The organism is Actinomadura sp. NPDC000929, from assembly GCF_040492065.1.
Classification (GTDB): domain Bacteria; phylum Actinomycetota; class Actinomycetes; order Streptosporangiales; family Streptosporangiaceae; genus Spirillospora; species Spirillospora verrucosospora.
Genome location: NZ_JBEUPA010000112.1, coordinates 1 through 18047 on the forward strand (window position 1 = coordinate 1; position 18047 = coordinate 18047).

Below are 18047 nucleotides of genomic sequence, written 5' to 3' on the forward strand. Positions count from 1 at the left end.
GCCCGGTGAGCGGTCCGGGCGGGGTCGCCTCCGCGCACCGGGAGGCTCAGCGCTGCGCCGACGCGCTGCTGGCCCTCGGACGCCGCGGCGACGGCGCCGGCGCGTCCGAGCTGGGCTTCGTCGGCCTGCTCATCGGGGACGACCGCGACGTGACGGGCTTCCTCGGGAGCGCGCTCGGCGCCGTCCTCGACTACGACGAGCGGCGCGGCACGGCCCTCGTCCAGACCCTGGAGGCCTACTTCGGGACCGGCGGCAGCCTGTCGCGGACGGCCGAGCGCCTGCACATCCACGTCAACACCGTGAGCCAGCGCCTCGACCGCATCGCCCGCCTCCTCGGCGACGACTGGCAGACCCCCGAGCGGGCCCTGGAACTCCAGCTCGCCCTGCGCCTTCACCGTCTCTCCCGCTGAGCACGCCGCGACGCGGCGCGCCGCCCCCTTCCGGGGACGGCGCGCCGCTGACTCGGTTCGTGTCAGACCGAGGCCTCGACCTTGGTGTCCTTGCTCTCGGGGGCAGGGCGGGCGCGGGACGCACGGGCCGCGACGAGGTCGCGGGCGGTGCCCCAGACGCCGCGGCGGAACAGCAGCACGACCACGATGAAGATCGCGCCGGTGATGATCCCGGTCTCCTCGAACCCGGCGGTGGCCAGGTAGTCGTTCAGCTCCACGACCAGCGCGGCGCCGATGGCCCCGCCCCACAGGGTGCCGATGCCGCCGAGGACGACCATCATCACGGCCTGGCCCGAAGTCGTCCAGTACACGCCCTGCAGGGACGCGAAGCCGTGCCCGACGGTGAACAGGCCGCCCGCGAGGCCCGAGAGGGCCGCCGACAGGACGAAGGCGAGCAGCTTGTAGCGGTCGATGCTGTAGCCGAGCGCCCGCGCCCTGTTCGGGTTGTCGCGGATCGACATCAGGACCCTGCCGAAGGGGGAACGGACGATGCGCCAGGCGACGAACAGCCCGGCCAGGATGAACGGCAGCGCGGCGTAGTAGAAGAAGAACGGGTCGGACAGGTCCACCCCGAACAACTCCCGGGGAATGCCCTGCAGGCCGTTCTCGCCGCCGGTCGCGTCCCTCCACTGGTTGGCGATGAAGTACACCATCTGTGCGAAGGCCAGCGTGACCATCGCGAAGTAGATGCCGCGCAGCCGCACCGACAGGAAGCCGATCGGGACGGCGAGGGCGGCCGCGAAGGCGGCGCCGCCCAGCACGGCCACGGGGAACGGCAGCCCGGAGTGCAGCGCGATCAGGCCGGTGGCGTACGCCGAGCCGCCCCAGAAGGCCGCGTGCCCGAACGACAGGAGCCCGGTGAACCCGAGCAGCAGGTCGACGGCGGCCGCGAACAGCGCCCAGCAGACGATGTCCAGGGCGACCGGCGGGTAGACGAACCAGGGCAGGACGAGCGCCACCACGAGCCCCGCGGCCAGCAGGACCGGCCGTCCGGCCAGCTTGGAGAGGATCACGAGATCTCCTCGGCGGTCACAGGATCTCCGGCGGTCACAAGATCTTCGGCAGTGACGGGATCTCTGGCGGTCACAGGGCCTCCTCGCGTCCGAACAGGCCCGCGGGTCGCCACAGCAGCACGGCGGCCATCAGGATGAAGACCAGCGTCTGCGACAGCGACGGAACGTAGTAGTTGCCGAGGGCCGACACGAGGCCGACCGCGAAGCCGGCGGCGACCGAGCCGAACACCGACCCGAGGCCGCCGATCACGACCACCGCGAACACCGTGATGATCAGGTCGGAGCCCATCAGCGGGTTGACCGCCCGCATCGGCGCGGCGAGCACGCCCGCGAACGCGGCGAGCGCGATGCCGAACCCGAACACCGGCGTCACCCAGCGGGCGACGTCGATGCCGAGGGCCCGCGACAGCTCGGGCCGCTCGGTCGCCGCCCGGACGATCATGCCGACGCGGGTGCGGGTCAGCACCACCCACACGGCGCCGCACACAAGCACCGACACCGCCAGCACGAACACCTGGTAGGTCGGGTAGGTGAACAGGCCGAGGTCGATCGACCCGTCCAGCGCGGACGGGCGCGGGTAGGGCTGCGACTGCACCCCGTACCTGCGCTTCACCAGGTCCTGGAGGATCAGGGCGAGCCCGAAGGTGAACAGGAAGTTGTAGAGCGGGTCGAGCGGCGCGAGCCGGTGGATGAACAGCCGCTCCAGCAGCACGCCCGCGATCCCGAGGACGACGGGCACGATCAGCAGCGCGAGCCAGAAGTTCACGCCGAAGGAGTCGAGCAGCACGAAGGAGCCGAAGGCGCCGAGCATGTAGAACGCGCCGTGCGCGAAGTTGACCACGCCCAGCATCCCGAAGATGACGGCCAGGCCGAGGGCGAGCAGGGCGTAGAACGCCCCGCCCACCAGCCCGTTGAACGCCTGTTGCAGCACGTCGCGGCCCGCCTAGAGGGAGCAGGACGGGTCGGGCTGCTGGAACGCCTCCGCCGCCGGGATCGTGCTGACGATCTTCTCGTAGTCCCAGGGCTCCTTGACCTCGCTCCCGGGCTTGACCTCGGCGACGTAGGCGTCGTGGGTGAGCAGGTGGTCCTCGGCGCGGATGGTGCCGGTGGAGGTGAAGGCGTCGTTGACCTTGGCGCCTTCGAGCTGCTTCACCACGTCGTCGGACTTGTCGGTGCCGCCGCGCTGCACGGCCTCCAGGTACTGGAGCGCCGCCGAGTAGTCGGCCGCGTGCACGGCCGTCGGGCGGGCTCCGGTCTTGGCCTTGAACTTGTCGGCCCAGGCGCGGTTGCCCGCGTTGGCGTTCCAGTACCAGAAGTCGGTGAAGCGGGTCCCGGCGAGGGCGTCCGAGCCGAGCGAGTGGATGTCGGTGATGAACATCAGGCCCGCGGCGAGCTTCACGCCCTTGTCGCGCAGCTTGTACTCGTTGTACTGCTTGACCAGGTTGACGAGGTCGCCGCCGGCCTGCATGGCGCCGAGCACCTGCGGCTTGGGCTTCAGGCCCGGGGCCTTCAGCAGGAACGTGGAGAAGTTGTCGTTCGGGAACGGCGTCGGGTCGCTCTTCACGACGCTGCCGCCCGCGCCCTTGATGGCCGTCGTGAACGTCTTCTGCATGTCCTGCCCGAACGCGTAGTCCGGGTAGACGATGTACCAGTTCTTACCGCCGTCCTTGGTGACGCCGGTGCCCGTCCCGTTGGCGAGCATGTAGCTGTTGTAGCCGTAGTGGAAGGTGTACTTGTTGCACTGCTTGCCTTCCAGCTCGGTCGTCGCGGCGCCGACGTCGATGAACAGCTTCTTCTTGTTCTTGGCGACGGTGGCGACGGCGAGCGCGGCCGACGAGGTGGGCACGTCCAGGATCAGGTCGGCCTTCTTGCGGTCGTAGAGCTCCTGGGCCTTGGAGTTGGCGACCTCGGGCTTGTTCTGGTGGTCGGCGGAGATGACCTCGATCTTGTCGGTCACCGCCTTGTCCCCGTACTTGGCCTTGAAGTCGGCGACGGCCATCTTCACGGCCTCGACGGCGTTCTTGCCCGAAAGGTCGGCGTAGACGCCGGACTGGTCGGTCAGCACCGCCAGCACGAGCTTGTCATCGCTGATCTTTCCCCCGCCCCCGCCGGGTCCGCCCGCGCAGCCGGCCAGCAGCGCTCCGGCGGTCGCGAGCGCGGCCGAGCGTCCGAGAACTCTCATGGGGGTCTCCCTATATTCCGAGGTACTGGAGGAGTTCGCTCTCGCGGGCGCGGACCTCGTCGTTGTCCATGGACTCGACGATCCGGCCCTCGGCGAGCAGGTGGTGGCGGTCGGCGACGGTCGCGGCGAAGTGCACGTTCTGCTCGATGAGCAGGACGGTCACCCCGGCCGCCTTGACCTCGCGGAGGATGTCGCCGATCTGCTGGACGATCAGCGGCGACAGGCCCTCGGTGGGCTCGTCGCACAGGAGCAGGCGGGCGCCGGTCCGCAGCACCCGGGCGAGCGCGAGCATCTGCTGCTCGCCGCCCGACAGCTTCGTCCCGGGGAACCGGCGCCGCTCTCGCAGGCGCGGGAAGGTCTCGTACACCCGGTCCAGCGACCAGGGGTCGGGGCCCGTCACGGGCGGCAGGGTGAGGTTCTCCTCCACCGAGAGCGTCGCGAAGACGCCGCGGTCGTCGGGCACGTAGCCGAGGCCGCGCCGGGCGCGCCTGTGCGGGCTCAGCCCGGAGATGTCCTCGTCCAGGAACCGGACCGTGCCGGACGCGCCGCGGTGCAGCCCCATCAGGGAGCGCAGGAGCGTGGTCTTGCCGGCGCCGTTGCGCCCGACGAGGGTGACGATCTCCCCCTCGTCGACGTGCAGCGACACCTCGCGCAGGGCCTGGGCCTCGCCGTACCAGGCCGACAGTCCGTCAATGCGCAGCATGGGAGTCTCCGAGGTAGGCGGTGACGACGCGGGGGTCGTGGCGGATCTCGGCGTAGGGGCCCTCGACGAGGACCTGGCCGTGCTGCAGGACGGTGACCCGGTCGGCGAGGCTGGAGACGACGCTCATGTTGTGCTCGACCATCACCACGGTCCGCCCGTCGCGCACCTTCTTGATGAGGTCGACGGTGCGGCCGACGTCCTCGACGCCCATGCCGGCGGTCGGCTCGTCCAGGAGCAGCACCTTCGGGTCCAGCGCGAGGGCCAGCGCCAGTTCGAGGGCGCGCTTGCGGCCGTAGGCCAGCGACCCGGCCGGGACGTCCGCGTGCTCGTCCAGCCCGACCTGCCCGAGCAGTTCGGCGGCGCGCTCGGAGTGGCGGCCGAGCGCCTTGTCCGAGCGCCAGAACCGCCAGTCGAGCCCCGTGCGGCCGGCGAGCGCCAGCTCCACGTGCTGGCGCGGCGTGAGCTCGGCGAACAGGCTCGTGATCTGGAACGACCGGGCGAGGCCGAGCCTGGCGATCAGCTCGGGGGGCCGCCCGGCCAGCTCCTGCGCGCCGAGCCGGACGCTGCCCGCGGTCGGCTTCAGGAATCCGGTCAGCAGGTTGAACAGCGTGGTCTTGCCCGCGCCGTTCGGCCCCACCAGCGCGTGGACGGACCCCTCGGCGACGTCGAGGTCCACGCCGTCCACGGCCCTGAAGCCGCGGAACTCCCTGACCAGGCCGCGCGCCGCCAGCACCGGGGCCTTACGGTCCGGGTCGCCCATGCGCCCTCCTCGCGCTCGTCGGGGACGGCCCGAATCGCACTCGGGCCGCCGTGACCGGGAACGCTAGGTGGCGCCCGCGGACCGGACCATGTGACCGGCACCCACATTCGGACGGCCGGATACGGGTGTGAGACACATCACGCGCAGGTCACGACCACGGGCACATGGCGGGTCGACGCGATATGTGTGCGGGCCACGTGGCAGCGGTCACAGGCGGCGCTCACCATGGCGGGCATCTGACGTCCGTCCCGAGGAGCCGGAATGCCCATCGTCCGCCCCGCCCTTACCGCCGGCACCGTGGCCGGCGCCCTCACCGCGGCCCTGGTCGCGCCCCTGGCCGCGCAGGCCGACGCGCGGCTGAGCCCCGGCTGCGCGCCCGGGCTCGCGGTGCCGGGGGCGGAGAAGCAGGTGGCCGCCTGCCTCGGCGACCTCACGACCGCGGGAACGGCCGCCTCGGGCCACACCGTCCCGGCCGACTGGGCCGGGCTGCACGCCGCCGGGACGCGCAACCCGTCCGGGGTCCCGGGCATCCAGCTGGACGGCTACTTCCCCGACACCTCGACGTTCAACGCCAACAACGGCTGGAACCACGACGCCCAGTTCGTCATCCGCCTGCCCGAGCGCTGGAACGGCGGACTCGTCGTCGCCGGCTCGCCCGGCAACCGGCGGCAGTACGCCAACGACTTCACCATCTCCGACTGGGCGCTCGCCAAGGGCTACGCCTACGCAGCGACGGACAAGGGCAACAGCGGCACCGAGTTCTTCAAGGACGGCCGCCGCCCCGGCGACGCCGTCGTCGAATGGAACGAGCGGGTCACGCAGCTCACGCGGGCCGCGAAGAGGGTCGTCGCGCAGCGGTACGGGCGCACCCCGCGCCGCACGTACGCGGCGGGGATCTCCAACGGCGGATACCTCGTCCGCTGGCAGCTGGAGAACCGCCCAGAGCTGTACGACGGCGGCATCGACGCGGAGGGCACGCTCTGGCGCGCCGGCGGCCCGAACCTGTTCACCTACCTGCCGCAGGTGCTGCGCGCCTATCCGGCCTACGCGGCCACCGGCGACCCGTCCGCCCACAAAGCACTCCTGAACGCGGGCCTCGCCCCCGGCTCGGAGTTCCTTTGGCCGTTCCACGACCAGGTCTATTGGGGGCTCACCCAGCGCGTCTACCGCCAGGAATTCGACCCCGCCTACACGGGAGAGGAGGCAGCCTACGACTACGCCACACGTCCGAGGAGCGTCCACCGTGCCGTCGCCCGCGTGGCGCTCACGGGCCGCATCCGCAAGCCCCTGATCACCCTTCACGGCACCTACGACACCCTCCTGCCCATCGGCACCGACTCCGACGTCTACGCGAAGCTCGTCCGCGCCAAGGGAAAGGCGCCCTACCGCTACTACCGCCTGGAAGCCGCCAACCACGTCGACGGCCTCTACGACTCCTTCCCCGACCGCCTGCGCCCGCTCCTGCCGTGCATGCGCACCGCGTTCACGGCCCTGGAGTCCTGGACACAGCACGGCACCACGCCACCGAAGAGCGCCACGCTCCCCCGCCCCGCATCGGGCGACACCGTGAACACCTGCTCCCTCAGCTAGGGGAACACCATGAAACCCACCCCGTTCGTCGCGGCCGCCGCGCTCGCCTTAGCGACCGTCAGCGCGTCGCCCGCGTCCGCGGCCGCCGCCGCGCTTCCCCGCCACTCGATCAGCGCCTCGTACGTCAGCGGCGTCTCGTCCGGCGGCTACATGGCCGACCAGCTCCACATCGCCTACTCCGGGACGTTCCGGGGCGCCGGCATCTTCACCGCCGGGCCCTACCACTGCGCGCGGGGCGACGTGACGACCGCGCAGCTCGCGTGCATGAACGACCTCTACGACGACGCCCCCGCGGAACTGGAGCGGACGGCCCGCGACCGCTCGGCGCAGGGACGTGTGGATCCGGTGAGCAACCTGGCCGGGCACCCGGTGTGGATCTACCACGGGACGAACGACTCGACGGTGAAGCAGTCGGTGAACGACGACCTCGCCGGGTTCTACCAGGACTTCGGGGCCGCCGTCTCCTACACGAGGACCTCGCCGTCCGGGCACGCCTGGGTGAGCCCGCTCGGCCCCAACCCCTGCTCGGCCACCTACACCCCCTACATCAACACGTGCGGCGACGACCCTGAGCGCTCGATGCTGGGGCACCTGTTCGGGTCCGTGGCATCGCCCGCGCCCTCGCCCGGCGGCACGCTCATGGAGTTCGACCAGAACGCCTACGCGCCGGGCGGGAGCGCCTCGTCCATCAGCATGGACGCGACGGGCTTCGCCTACATCCCGGCGAGCTGCCGCTCGGGGACGTGCAGGCTGATGGTGGCGCTGCACGGCTGCCAGCAGGGGCGCGGCGTCGTCGGGAACACGTTCGCGACGAAGACCCACCTCAACGAGTACGCCGACACCAACGGCATGATCGTCCTGTATCCGCAGGCCACCGCGTCCAGCTGGCTGGGCGGCAACCCGCAGGGCTGCTGGAACTGGTGGGGCTACGGCGGCGACACCGCCTACGACATGAAGGGCGGCAAGCAGGTGGAGACCATCATGCGGATGGTCCACGCCCTCGGCGGCTGACGCCTCACGGGTCGAGTTCGCCGCGTCCCACCCGTCCCAGAAAGGCGGCGAACTCGGCGCCACCGAAGCGGAGAACCGTTCCGGCGGGCGCCTTGGAATCGCGGACGAGCACGACCGGATCCCGGCCGCCGGCGGCAATGCCGGCGGCCAGTTCGACGCATTCGTCACCGGAGGCGCTACGGGTGCTCTTACGCCATTCGAGCGCGGCACCATGAGACGTCGTTGTCATTAACGGAGATTCAATGTTCTGCTAGTACGCCCTGGCGGGCGCGCAACATACGAAGAGGGGGCAGTGGGCGCGTCGGCCATGACCGAAGGCAGAGGTGTGATGAGAACCGGGGTATTACGAACGCCAGGTCACCCGCCGGGGTAGCGGATGAGCGGCGCAGCGGCGAACATGGCGGCGACGGACGCGGCGGACGTGCCGTTCACCGTCCCGGTGACCGATCGACTGACGTATCACTTTCTCATCGCGGTCGACATCGAGGGCTACAGCAAGCTGAGCACGGCACAGCAGAAGCAGGTCCAGCTCGATCTGCACGAGGTCCTGGAAAGCGCGGCGGCCGCGGCCGGTCTCGACCGGCGGGCCTGGCTGCGGCAGGTCGGCGGCGACGGCGAGATGGCGATCCTTCCGCCCGACACCGACGGGCTGCTGGTGCTCGTGTCCTATCCGCGCGCGCTGGCCGCCGCGCTGGCCGAGCTCAACCGGCAGCGCAGGCCGCCGATCAGGCTGCGGGTGGCGATGCACCACGGACCCCTGTCCGACGGGCTCTTCGGGGCGGTGGGCCAGGCTCCGATCGTCGTCTCCCGGCTCCTCGACTCGCAGGAGCTGCGGGACGAACTGCGCGCCGACCCCGCCCGCGAGATGGCTCTGATCGTCTCCTCGTCCCTCTACAGCGACATCGTCGAGACCGGATTCGAGGGCCTGGCGCCGGAGGAGTTCTCTCCCGTGGAGATCATCGCCAAGGGCGCCTCGTTCCGCGGGCACATCCACCGGAGGCCTCGCTGACCGTCAGAGCTTCGCGCGCGTCCAGGCGAGGAGGTCGTCGGCGGGGAGCGCGTTGACGACCCGCGACGCCGGCACCCCGCACCGGGCGGCCCGCTCGCAGCCGAACGGCTGCCAGTCGAGCTGCCCGGGCGCGTGGGCGTCGGAGTCGACGGAGAAGCGGCAGCCCGCCTCCACCGCCAGGCGCAGCAGGCGCTTCGGCGGATCGAGGCGCTCCGGGCGGGAGTTGATCTCGACGGCGACGTCGTAGGCGGCGCAGGCGTCGAAGACGAGCGCCGCGTCGAACTCCGACTCCGGGCGCAGGCCGCCGCGCCGGCCGCCGGCCTTCACGATGCGCCCGGTGCAGTGGCCGAGGACGTTCACGCGCGGGTTCGCTATCGCCGCGACCATCCGCTTGGTCATGGCGACGCGGTCCATGCGGAGCTTGGAGTGCACGCTGGCGACGACGACGTCGAGGCGGTCGAGGAGCTCGGGCTCCTGGTCGAGCGCGCCGTCCTCCAGGATGTCGACCTCGATGCCGGTGAGGATGCGGAACGGCGCCAGGGAGGCGTTGAGCTCGGCGACGGCGTCGAGCTGGCGGCGCAGACGGTCGGCGGACAGGCCGTTCGCGACCTTCAGGCGCGGCGAGTGGTCGGTGAGCGCGAGGTACTCGTGGCCCAGGGAGCGGGCCGTCTCGGCCATCTCCAGGATCGGGGACCCGCCGTCGGACCAGTCGCTGTGGGTGTGCAGGTCGCCCCTGAGAGCGGAGCGGAGCGCGGCCGTGGCCTCGTCCAGCGGCTCCCCCTCGGTGGCCTCCAGCCGGCGCAGGTAGACGGGGGTCTCGCCGCGCAGCGCCTCCTCGATCACCAGGGCGGTGACCTTGCCGATGCCGGGCAGCGCGGTGAGCGTCCCGTCGCGCGCGCGGCCGGCAAGCTCGTCCGGGGCCGTCCTCTCGGCGAGGTCGGCGGCCGTGCGGAACGCCCGCACGCGGTAGGTCGGCTCGTGGGCGCGCTCCAGCAGGAACGCGATGCGGCGCAGGGCTTCGACGGGCTCCACGTCTCGCACCGTACCCAGGTATGACCCGGCACGTCCCACCACGGTGTCATCCGAGCGAGACCGGGGCTCCCTAGCCTGGGTCCCATGGCCGGGGAGAATGTGACGCTGCGCGGCGTCCTGCGGGACGTGCTGCTCGCCGCCGCCGTGACCGGCAGAGCCGAACCGGCGCCGCTGAACCGGCCGTGGCCCCTGCTGCTGCGCTGGACGCGGTACGTCGGGGTGGGGCGGCTGCCCTACGGGCTGGTGGCGAACCTGTTCGGGCTGGCCCTCACCGTCGGGCTCGTCGCCGGGACGGTGTCGCTGCTGTCCACCGAGACGATGCGGCGCGGCCTCTACGTCTCCGACGGGACGAAGTTCTTCATCGCCGTCGCGGTGACGGCGCCGCTGGCGCTGCGGGACCGCCACCCGCTCGGCGCGTGGCGGCTGAGCTTCCTGGCGATGGCGCTGATCGACGTCGGCGACTGGCTGACCGTCCCCTACGTCCCGGCGGGCTCGTTCGCGGCGGTCGCGACCCTCTACACGGTCGCGGTGCGCTGCTCGCGCGACGTCACGCTGGGCGTCGCGATCATCTCGTTCGCCGGAGTGTGGATCAAGGACCCGGCGTCCGGGGCCGGGGCGTCGGTGCTGCTCCTGCTGCCGCTGGCGGTGGGGTACGCGGTCCGCGTCCGGCAGACGTCGCGGCGCGAGCTGGCCGAGCAGGAGAAGCGGCACCAGGACGCCGAGGCGGTGCTGACCGAGCGGCAGCGGATCGCGCGGGAGCTGCACGACGTCGTCGCCCACCACATGTCGATGATCGCCATCCAGGCGGAGGCCGCCCCGTACAAGGTCGAGACCGTCCCGGACGAGACGCGCCGCGACCTCGCCGAGATCCGCGCGACCGCGCTGGACGCGCTGACGGAGCTGCGCCGCATCCTCGGCGTGCTGCGCTCGGAGGACGGCGCCGACACCGCCCCGCAGCCGAGCCTGGAGCGGCTGGACGAGCTCGTCGGCAACGCGCGCGGCGCCGGGCTGCGCGTCGAGACCCGGCTGGACGGCGACCTGGCGGGACTGCCCCCCGGCGTGGGGCTCACCGCGTACCGGATCCTCCAGGAGGCGCTGAGCAACGCCATGCGGCACGCGCCCGGTTCCCGCGTCGAGGTCGAGGCGTCCTGCGAGGGCGGCATAGTGTGGCTCGGCGTCGTCAACGGTCCGCCCGCGGGCGGACCGGGGTCCGTTCCGCCGCTTCCCGGCGGCGGCCACGGGCTGGTCGGGATGCGGGAGCGGGCCGCCGCGCTGGGCGGCGAGCTGACCGCCCGCCCCACGTCCGAGGGAGGATTCGCCGTGACCGCATCGCTGCCGGTGAAGGCGCGGGAGGCGACGTGACGATCCGGGTCGTGATCGTCGACGACCAGGGGATGGTGCGCACCGGCTTCGGCGTGCTGCTGAACGCCCAGCCCGACATCGAGGTCGCGGGCGAGGCCGCCGACGGCGCGGAGGGGCTGCGCCGCGTCGCCGAGGTGCGCCCCGACGTGGTGCTGATGGACGTCCGGATGCCGGTCATGGACGGCCTGGAGGCGACCCGCCGGCTGCTCGCCGGCGCCGGGGACGGTGCCCCCAAGGTCCTCATGCTGACGACGTTCGACCTGGACGACTACGTCTACGAGGCGCTGCGGGCCGGCGCCAGCGGGTTCCTGCTCAAGGACGCGTCCGCGACCGAGCTCGCCGACGCGGTGCGGGTGGTGGCGGCGGGCGACGCGCTGCTGTCCCCGTCGGTGACGCGGCGGCTCATCGCGGAGTTCTCCCGGCTCGGGGGCCCGCGCGCGCCGTCCCGCAAGCGGCTGGAGGAGCTGACCGAGCGGGAGACCGAGGTGCTGGCGCTGGTGGCGCGCGGCCTGTCCAACGGCGAGATCGCCGGGCGGCTCGTCGTCGCCGAGCAGACCGTCAAGACGCACTTCGGGCGGATCCTGATGAAGCTCGGGCTGCGCGACCGCCCGCAGGCGATCGTCTACGCCTACGAGGTGGGGCTGGTGCGGCCCGGCGACTGACGCCGGCCGCCTCCTGTCATACCGGGGACCCATCTCGTCATACCGGGGGCGCACGGCACGGGACGGCACCGTCGGCCGATGTGCGCTGACACGTCCGATTCCTACCTTCCTGATCAGTGCTCCACTCCACTGACCGGGAAGGACCCGCCGGATGCCCAGCGTTCGCAGGACCGTCGCCGCCGTTTCGGTGCTGGCCGCGGCCGGCTCGACGGCCGCCGCGGGGCACGCCGAGGTGTACGCGCCGCCGGCACCGGCCCCCGCACTGTCGGCGCCGGCTCTCGACGCCCGCTTCCAGGCGGCCGGCCGGGACATCACGCGCGCCCTGGCCACCGCGGCGCGCGTCCATGACGAGGGGCGGACGCGGGCCCTGTCCGCCTTCGCGGGGCCGGACCGGCGGTTCCTGTCGTTCGACGCGCGAGGCGGCGGGCGCGCTGTGGAGGTCCTGGGCGACCTCAGGCACGCCGACCGGATCGCGGTGGTCGTGCCCGGCGCGGACAACTCGCTGGCCAACTACGACTCGCCCAAGTTCGTCGGCGGCGGCAGCCGGGCGCTCTACCGGCAGGCCCGCGCCGCCGCGCCCGGCGCGCGGATCGCCGTCATCGCCTGGCTCGGCTACGACTCCCCCTCGACGCTGAGCGCCGACGCCCTGACCAGCGGACGTGCCGAGAAGGGCGCGCGGGGTCTCCAGCGCCTCCTCGCCGGCGTGCACGCGGTGAACGGGCGGGCCCGGTTCGCCCTGCTCTGCCACAGCTACGGCTCGGTGGTCTGCGGCAGGGCCGCCCGGCGCCTGGCGCCCCTGCCGGTGGACGACATCGTCCTGTTCGGCAGTCCCGGCACCACCCTGCGCCACGTCTCCGACCTCAGGACGCCGGCGCGGGTCTGGGCGGGGCGGGCGAAGGGCGACTGGGTGAGGTACGTCCCCCACGTCCGGTTCGCCGGGCTGGGGTTCGGCGCCGATCCTGTCTCGCCCGGCTTCGGCGCCCTGCGCTTCGACGCCGGGACGGGTCCCCACAGCGGCTACCTGAAGCCCGGCTCCCTCGCGCTGCGCAACCTCGCCCTGATCGCTCTCGGCCGCGACGCGGAAGTCACCCGTGCCTGAGGACCGGAGCCCCGGCGAAGACGAGAACCGCGACCGGGCCGTGGACGCCCGGCAGACGCTCACCGTGTTCTACCTCATCGGTGGATACTCGGTGTGGTTCCTCTGCGTCTACGTGGCGACGCTGCTGCACGGGCCCTGACCCCGCCGGCCGCGACACACCCGGGCGCGATCGGCCGTCGCGGCGGCCGACCGGTCCGCGATGGCGATCTACCTCTGGCACCAGCCCGCATTGCTCACCGTCACCGTGGGGCCACTTTTCGCGTTCGGTAGCCTTGAGGGGTCGCACACCGTTCCCGACCAGCCGGAATGGATCGCCGAGCGCCTCGCGTGGCTGGTCGCCCCCGGCGGCGCGCTCGCCGCCGGCGGGGCACTGGCCGCCGCCTTGCCGCGACCGCGGCGGCACGCGCGGAACACGATCGCGGGGAACCAACCCGGTCCCCGGCCCGTACTTCACCAGAGGCGTCTCCTGATCCACCGGGGGGTGAGCCCGACACGCTGAACGATCTTCGATGGTAGAAAGGCGCCGATGCCGCCGCACCTCACGACGACCTCGCCGCGCCCCGCGCGACGGCGCGCCCGCCGCTTCCGCCGGGCCACCGCCGCCGCCGCGTCCATCGGGGTGGTGATGATGACGACCGCCGGGACGGGCCATGCCGACCCCTACGCGGCGCCCGTCGCGGTCCCCGGGATGGCGCCGTCGACGCTGGACGTCCGGTACGCCGCCGAGCGGCGCTCCATCGAGGAGGCCCTCAAGACCGCGGAGAAGCTCGGCGACACCGACCGGCGGAGAACGCTGGGCGCGTTCCTCCAGCCCGGACGCCGGTTCCTCTACTTCGACCCGCGCGGCCGCGGGCGGGCCATCGAGGTCGTCGGCGACCTCACCCGGGCACGGCGCGTCGCGGTCCTCGTCCCCGGGGCGGACACCACGCTCTCCGCGTTCGACAAGCGGGGCGGCAAACCCTGGTCGACGCCCGGCGGGGGCGCGCGCGCCGTCTACCAGCAGGCCCGCTCCCTGTCGCCCCAGCCCGGCCTGGCGGTCGTCGCCTGGCTCGGCTACGCGGCGCCCAAGACGTTCAGCAGCGACGTCCTCACCGCCGAGCGGGCCGCCGAGGGCGCCGTCCAGCTCCGCAAGTTCATGAAGGGCGTCCACCAGGTCAACCCGGGCGCCAGCGTGGGCCTCCTCTGCCACAGCTACGGCTCGGTGGTCTGCGGCCGGGCCGCCCTGGGCGGCTCCAACGGCGCCGCCTGGAGGCAGGTCACCGACATCGCCCTCTACGGCAGCCCGGGGACGACCACGTGGTCGGCGTCCAGGCTGGGCGGGTCGACCCGGGTGTGGGCGGGCCGAGGCGCGACCGACTGGATGGAGGACGTCCCGCACGTGCGGTTCCTCGGGCTCGGGCTCGGCCCCGACCCGGTCTCCGCGAGGTTCGGCGCCCGGGTCTTCGACGCCGGGCACGGGGGCCACAGCGACTACCTCGCCCCGGGCTCGGCGTCGCTGCGCAACCTCACCGACATCGCGCTCGGACGCGCCTCCGCGGTGACCCGCGGCTGACCCGGTTTGAGCGCTTCCGGCCAGGACACCGCGGGTGGAGTGGCACTCTGTTGTGGTGAACACCGCGAACGAGGCCGAGATCCGCGAGCAGACCACCCAGCGTCTGGAGAAGGCGATGGGGACGTTCGGCACCGCGGCGCTGACCAGCATGGAGGAGCAGCTCCCCTGGTTCCGGCGCATGCCCGCCGACCAGCGCTCCTGGATCGGCCTCGTGGCGCAGGCCGGCATCGCCGCGTTCGTGGAGTGGTTCAAGAGCAACGAGCGCACCCGCCCCGCCATCGCCGGCGAGGTGTTCGGCACCGCGCCCCGCGAGCTGCTGCGCTCCATCAAGCTCCAGCACACCATCGACATGATCCGCGTCATCATCGACGTGGTGGAGACCCGGCTGGACGAGCTGGCCGCGCCCGGCGGCGAGGCCCAGCTGCGCGAGGCCATCCTGCGCTACACCCGCGACGTGGCGTTCGGCGCCGCCCAGGTCTACGCCCGCGCCGCCGAGACGCGCGCCGCCTGGGACGCCCGCCTGGAGGCCCTCGTCGTCAACGCGGTGCTGCGCGACGAGGTCGACGACGGCATGCACTCCTGGGCCGCCGCGCTCGGCTGGACGTCCAAGCCCGTCACCGTCATCGCCGGCTTCACCCCGGAGGACGAGGAGCCCGAGGTCACCATCGACCAGATGCAGCTGGCCGCGCGCCGCGCTCGCGCCGACGTGCTGGCCGGCGTCCAGGGGCACCGGGTCGTGGTGATCGTCGGCGGTGACACCGACCCCATGGACGCCGCCCGCCCGATCGCCGCCAAGTGCGGGCCCGGCCCGGTCGTCGTCGGCCCGCAGGTCGCCGACCTCTACGAGTCCACGGTCTCCGCCCGCGCCGCCGTCGCCGGGCTGCGCGCCGCGTCCGGGTGGCCGGACGCGCCCCGCCCCGTCCTCGCCACCGAACTCCTCCCCGAGCGCGCCCTCGACGGCGACGACGACGCGCGCGGCTACCTGGTGGAGAGCGTCTACAACCCGATGCTCGCCGCCGGCGCCCCGCTCCTGGACACGCTCACCACCTACCTCGAACAGGGATCGTCGCTGGAGGCCACCGCCCGGCTCCTGTTCGTCCACCCCAACACCGTCCGCTACCGGCTGCGCCGCGTCGCCGAGCTGACCGGCCTGGCCCCCACCGACGGCCGCAACGCCTTCACGCTCCGCATCGCCCTGGTCCTCGGCCGCTTCCACGCCCGCGCCGCCAGGACGACCGGGTAGCGAGGACGGCCGGGTAGCGAGGACGGCCCGGGAGTGAGGAGCGTCGCACCGAGGGTCTCAGCCGGGGCTACAGGCGCTCACCAGGGTTTCTTGTAGGGGTCGTACAAAGCGCCAAGACCAAAGTTCGTCGTGATCGGCATCGTGGGCGCGGGCACATGACGGCAGGCTGGACGCTGTGATTCTCCTCGCATCGCCCGGCCAGGGCGCCCAGACCCCCGGCTTCCTGCAGCCATGGCTAGAGAAACCCGGCGTCGCCGACCGGTTCGCCTGGTGGTCGGCGGTCACGGGTCTGGACCTGGTGCGCTACGGGACGTCCGCGGACGCCGAGGAGATCCGCGACACCGCGGTCGCGCAGCCGCTGCTGGTCGCCGCCGCGATCGCCGCGTCCGAGGCCCTCTACGACGGCGCCCCGGGCGGCCGGACCGGGCCCGACGCCGTCGCCGGTCACAGCGTCGGCGAGCTGGCCGCCGCCGCGATCGCCGGGGTGCTCACCCCCGAGGCCGCGCTGGTCCTCGTCCGGGAGCGGGGCCGGGCGATGGCCGAGGCCGCCGCCGTCACCGAGACCGGCATGACGGCCGTGCTCGGCGGCGACGCCGACGAGGTCCTCGCCGCGATCGACAAGCACGGCCTCACCCCCGCCAACGTCAACGGCGCCGGCCAGGTCGTCGCCGCCGGGACGACCGAGCGCCTCGCGAAGTTCGCCGACGAGCCGCCCGCCAAGGCGCGCCTTCGGCCGCTGTCGGTCGCGGGCGCCTTCCACACCGAGCACATGGAGCCCGCCGTCGGCGCCCTGCGCCGCCTCGCGCCCGGCGTGCCCGTCGCCGACCCGCGGGCGAAGCTGCTCCAGAACCGCGACGGCGCCGTCGTCGAGAGCGGCCGCGACTTCGTCGCCCGGCTCGTCGAGCAGGTCAGCGCCCCCGTCCGCTGGGACGCGTGCATGGCGACCATGCGCGAGCTCGGCGTCACCGCGATCATCGAGCTGCCGCCCGCCGGGACGCTCGTCGGGCTGGCCCGGCGCGAGCTGAAGGGAATCGAGCTGGTCGCCCTCAAGACCCCCGCCGACCTGGACAAGGCCCGCGAGCTGATCGAGGCGGACGCGTCATGACCGCCGGACTCACCATCCCCGAGGCGGCGCCCGGCGCCCGCGTCCTCGCGTTCGGCGACTACCGCCCCGCCCGCATCGTCACCAACGACGACCTCGCGCGCACCGTCGACACCAACGACGAGTGGATCCGCAGCCGCGTCGGCATCTCCGAGCGGCGCATCGCCGGCGACGACGAGGGCATCGTCGAGCTCGGCGTGCACGCCGCCGGCAAGGCGCTGGCGAACAGCGGTCTCGCGCCCTCCGACATCGACCTGGTGATCCTGGCGACCTGCTCGGCGGAGACGCCGATGCCGGGCCACGCCGCGCAGGTCGCGCACCGCCTCGGCATCGAGGCGCCCGGCGCCTTCGACCTCAACGCCGCCTGCGCCGGCTTCTGCTACGCGCTCGGCACCGCCAGCGCCGCGGTCCGGGCCGGCAGCGCCCGCAACGTGCTGGTGGTCGGCGCCGAGAAGATGTCCCAGTGGATCGACTGGACCGACCGCTCCACCTGCATCATCTTCGCCGACGGCGCGGGCGCGGCGGTCGTCGCGCCCAGCGAGGCGCCCGGGATCGGCCCCGTCGTGTGGGGCAGCGCCGGCGACAAGTACGACAAGATCATCATTGATGACCGCAACTCGTTCATCCGGCAGGAGGGGCAGGCGGTCTTCCGCTGGGCCACCACCGCCATCGCGCCGATCGCGCTCCAGGCGTGCGAGCGGGCCGGGGTCAAGCCCGAGGAACTCGCCGCCGTCGTCCCGCACCAGGCCAACCTGCGGATCATCGAGGCGATCGCCCGCAAGGTGAAGGCGTCCAACGCCGTCGTCGCCACCGACATCGTGCAGTCCGGCAACACCTCGGGCGCCTCGATCCCGCTGGCGCTGTCCCGAATGATCGAACGCGGCGACGTGCCGTCCGGCGCCCCGGCCCTGCTGGTCGGGTTCGGCGCCGGGCTGTCCTACGCTGCCCAAGTCATCCAGATCCCGTAGGCCGTCACGCCTGCTCGCAGGCTCTGGACCAACCCACCGAAGGAGAACCCTGAACATGAAAGCAGTCGCCACCGAACAGGAGATCTTGGACGGCCTCGCCGAGATCATCGACGAGATCGTCGGGATCGACAAGTCCGAGGTGACCCCGGAGAAGAACTTCATCGACGACCTCGACATCGACTCCCTGTCGATGGTGGAGATCGCGGTGGCCGCCCAGGACCGGTTCAACGTCGAGATCCCCGACGACGAGCTGCGCAACCTGAAGACGGTCAAGGACGTCGTCAACTTCGTCCAGAACCTGCAGAGCTGA

20 protein-coding genes are annotated in these 18047 nt (G+C 72.6%); 13 read left to right on the top strand and 7 right to left on the bottom strand.

The window, feature by feature from the left end:
* On the top strand, positions 1–410 hold a 410-nt coding region (locus ABWI04_RS30180; protein ID WP_353834565.1), incomplete at its 5' end, for a PucR family transcriptional regulator.
* Between the two features lie 62 nt (positions 411–472).
* Here the strand turns inward: ABWI04_RS30180 and ABWI04_RS30185 are convergent.
* The 5 genes from ABWI04_RS30185 to ABWI04_RS30205 all read right to left on the bottom strand — a co-directional run bounded on the left by ABWI04_RS30185 (position 473) and on the right by ABWI04_RS30205 (position 5107).
* Positions 473–1462, bottom strand: a complete 990-nt coding sequence (locus ABWI04_RS30185) for a branched-chain amino acid ABC transporter permease (protein ID WP_353834566.1) — start codon at positions 1460–1462, stop codon at positions 473–475.
* Positions 1463–1532: 70 nt separating this feature from the next.
* A complete protein-coding gene (locus ABWI04_RS30190; protein ID WP_345178634.1) occupies positions 1533–2393 on the bottom strand; it encodes a branched-chain amino acid ABC transporter permease in 861 nt (286 codons plus the stop codon).
* A 12-nt stretch (positions 2394–2405) separates the two neighbouring features.
* The gene (locus ABWI04_RS30195; protein ID WP_353834567.1) at positions 2406–3644 is read right to left on the bottom strand and encodes an ABC transporter substrate-binding protein; all 1239 of its coding nucleotides are present in this window, start codon (positions 3642–3644) and stop codon (positions 2406–2408) included.
* Positions 3645–3654: 10 nt separating this feature from the next.
* A complete protein-coding gene (locus ABWI04_RS30200; RefSeq protein ID WP_345178638.1) occupies positions 3655–4347 on the bottom strand; it encodes an ABC transporter ATP-binding protein in 693 nt (230 codons plus the stop codon).
* On the bottom strand, positions 4334–5107 hold the full coding sequence (locus tag ABWI04_RS30205; RefSeq protein ID WP_353834568.1) for an ABC transporter ATP-binding protein: 774 nt from the start codon (positions 5105–5107) through the stop codon (positions 4334–4336). Before ABWI04_RS30205 ends, ABWI04_RS30200 begins: the two co-directional genes overlap by 14 nt.
* 261 nt (positions 5108–5368) lie before the next feature.
* Here ABWI04_RS30205 and ABWI04_RS30210 point away from each other — a divergent pair, with 261 nt between their 5' ends.
* Entirely contained in the window at positions 5369–6697 is a 1329-nt protein-coding gene (locus ABWI04_RS30210) for an alpha/beta hydrolase family protein (protein ID WP_353834569.1), read from the top strand.
* Between the two features lie 9 nt (positions 6698–6706).
* Entirely contained in the window at positions 6707–7708 is a 1002-nt protein-coding gene (locus tag ABWI04_RS30215; RefSeq protein ID WP_353834570.1) for an extracellular catalytic domain type 2 short-chain-length polyhydroxyalkanoate depolymerase, read from the top strand.
* A gap of 4 nt (positions 7709–7712) precedes the next feature.
* Here ABWI04_RS30215 and ABWI04_RS30220 read toward each other — a convergent pair whose 3' ends face one another.
* Positions 7713–7937, bottom strand: coding sequence for a DUF397 domain-containing protein (locus tag ABWI04_RS30220; protein ID WP_345178647.1), 225 nt, complete (start codon positions 7935–7937; stop codon positions 7713–7715).
* 147 nt (positions 7938–8084) lie between these two features.
* Between ABWI04_RS30220 and ABWI04_RS30225 the strand changes: the two genes are divergently transcribed.
* Complete coding sequence (locus ABWI04_RS30225) at positions 8085–8717, top strand: nucleotidyl cyclase domain-containing protein (RefSeq protein WP_345178649.1); 633 nt, start codon at positions 8085–8087, stop codon at positions 8715–8717.
* A 3-nt stretch (positions 8718–8720) separates the two neighbouring features.
* Here the strand turns inward: ABWI04_RS30225 and ABWI04_RS30230 are convergent, their stop codons facing one another.
* On the bottom strand, positions 8721–9749 hold the full coding sequence (locus tag ABWI04_RS30230; RefSeq protein WP_353834571.1) for a PHP domain-containing protein: 1029 nt from the start codon (positions 9747–9749) through the stop codon (positions 8721–8723).
* An 84-nt stretch (positions 9750–9833) separates the two neighbouring features.
* On the opposite strand from ABWI04_RS30230, the gene ABWI04_RS30235 reads away from it, so the two are divergent.
* The 9 genes from ABWI04_RS30235 to ABWI04_RS30275 all read left to right on the top strand — a co-directional run bounded on the left by ABWI04_RS30235 (position 9834) and on the right by ABWI04_RS30275 (position 18047).
* Positions 9834–11111, top strand: a complete 1278-nt coding sequence (locus ABWI04_RS30235) for a sensor histidine kinase (protein ID WP_353834572.1) — start codon at positions 9834–9836, stop codon at positions 11109–11111.
* Positions 11108–11773 carry a response regulator gene (locus ABWI04_RS30240; RefSeq protein WP_345178654.1) on the top strand — a complete coding sequence of 222 codons (666 nt, stop codon included), beginning with the start codon at positions 11108–11110 and terminating at the stop codon, positions 11771–11773. The genes ABWI04_RS30235 and ABWI04_RS30240 overlap by 4 nt, the downstream gene beginning before the upstream one ends.
* Positions 11774–11924: 151 nt before the next feature.
* On the top strand, positions 11925–12872 hold the full coding sequence (locus ABWI04_RS30245) for an alpha/beta hydrolase (RefSeq protein WP_353834573.1): 948 nt from the start codon (positions 11925–11927) through the stop codon (positions 12870–12872).
* Positions 12865–13011: a hypothetical protein gene (locus ABWI04_RS30250; protein WP_345178658.1), complete on the top strand. Its 147-nt coding sequence runs from the start codon at positions 12865–12867 to the stop codon at positions 13009–13011. The genes ABWI04_RS30245 and ABWI04_RS30250 overlap by 8 nt, the downstream gene beginning before the upstream one ends.
* Positions 13012–13398: 387 nt before the next feature.
* Positions 13399–14424 (top strand): alpha/beta hydrolase, encoded by a 1026-nt coding sequence (locus ABWI04_RS30255; RefSeq protein ID WP_345178659.1) that lies wholly within the window; start codon positions 13399–13401, stop codon positions 14422–14424.
* A 115-nt stretch (positions 14425–14539) separates the two neighbouring features.
* On the top strand, positions 14540–15667 hold the full coding sequence (locus ABWI04_RS30260) for a PucR family transcriptional regulator (protein ID WP_378189031.1): 1128 nt from the start codon (positions 14540–14542) through the stop codon (positions 15665–15667).
* A 175-nt stretch (positions 15668–15842) separates the two neighbouring features.
* Positions 15843–16772: an ACP S-malonyltransferase gene (locus ABWI04_RS30265; protein WP_353834574.1), complete on the top strand. Its 930-nt coding sequence runs from the start codon at positions 15843–15845 to the stop codon at positions 16770–16772.
* The gene (locus ABWI04_RS30270) at positions 16769–17737 is read left to right on the top strand and encodes a beta-ketoacyl-ACP synthase III (protein WP_353834575.1); all 969 of its coding nucleotides are present in this window, start codon (positions 16769–16771) and stop codon (positions 17735–17737) included. Before ABWI04_RS30265 ends, ABWI04_RS30270 begins: the two co-directional genes overlap by 4 nt.
* Before the next feature lie 55 nt (positions 17738–17792).
* A complete protein-coding gene (locus ABWI04_RS30275; protein ID WP_345178665.1) occupies positions 17793–18047 on the top strand; it encodes an acyl carrier protein in 255 nt (84 codons plus the stop codon).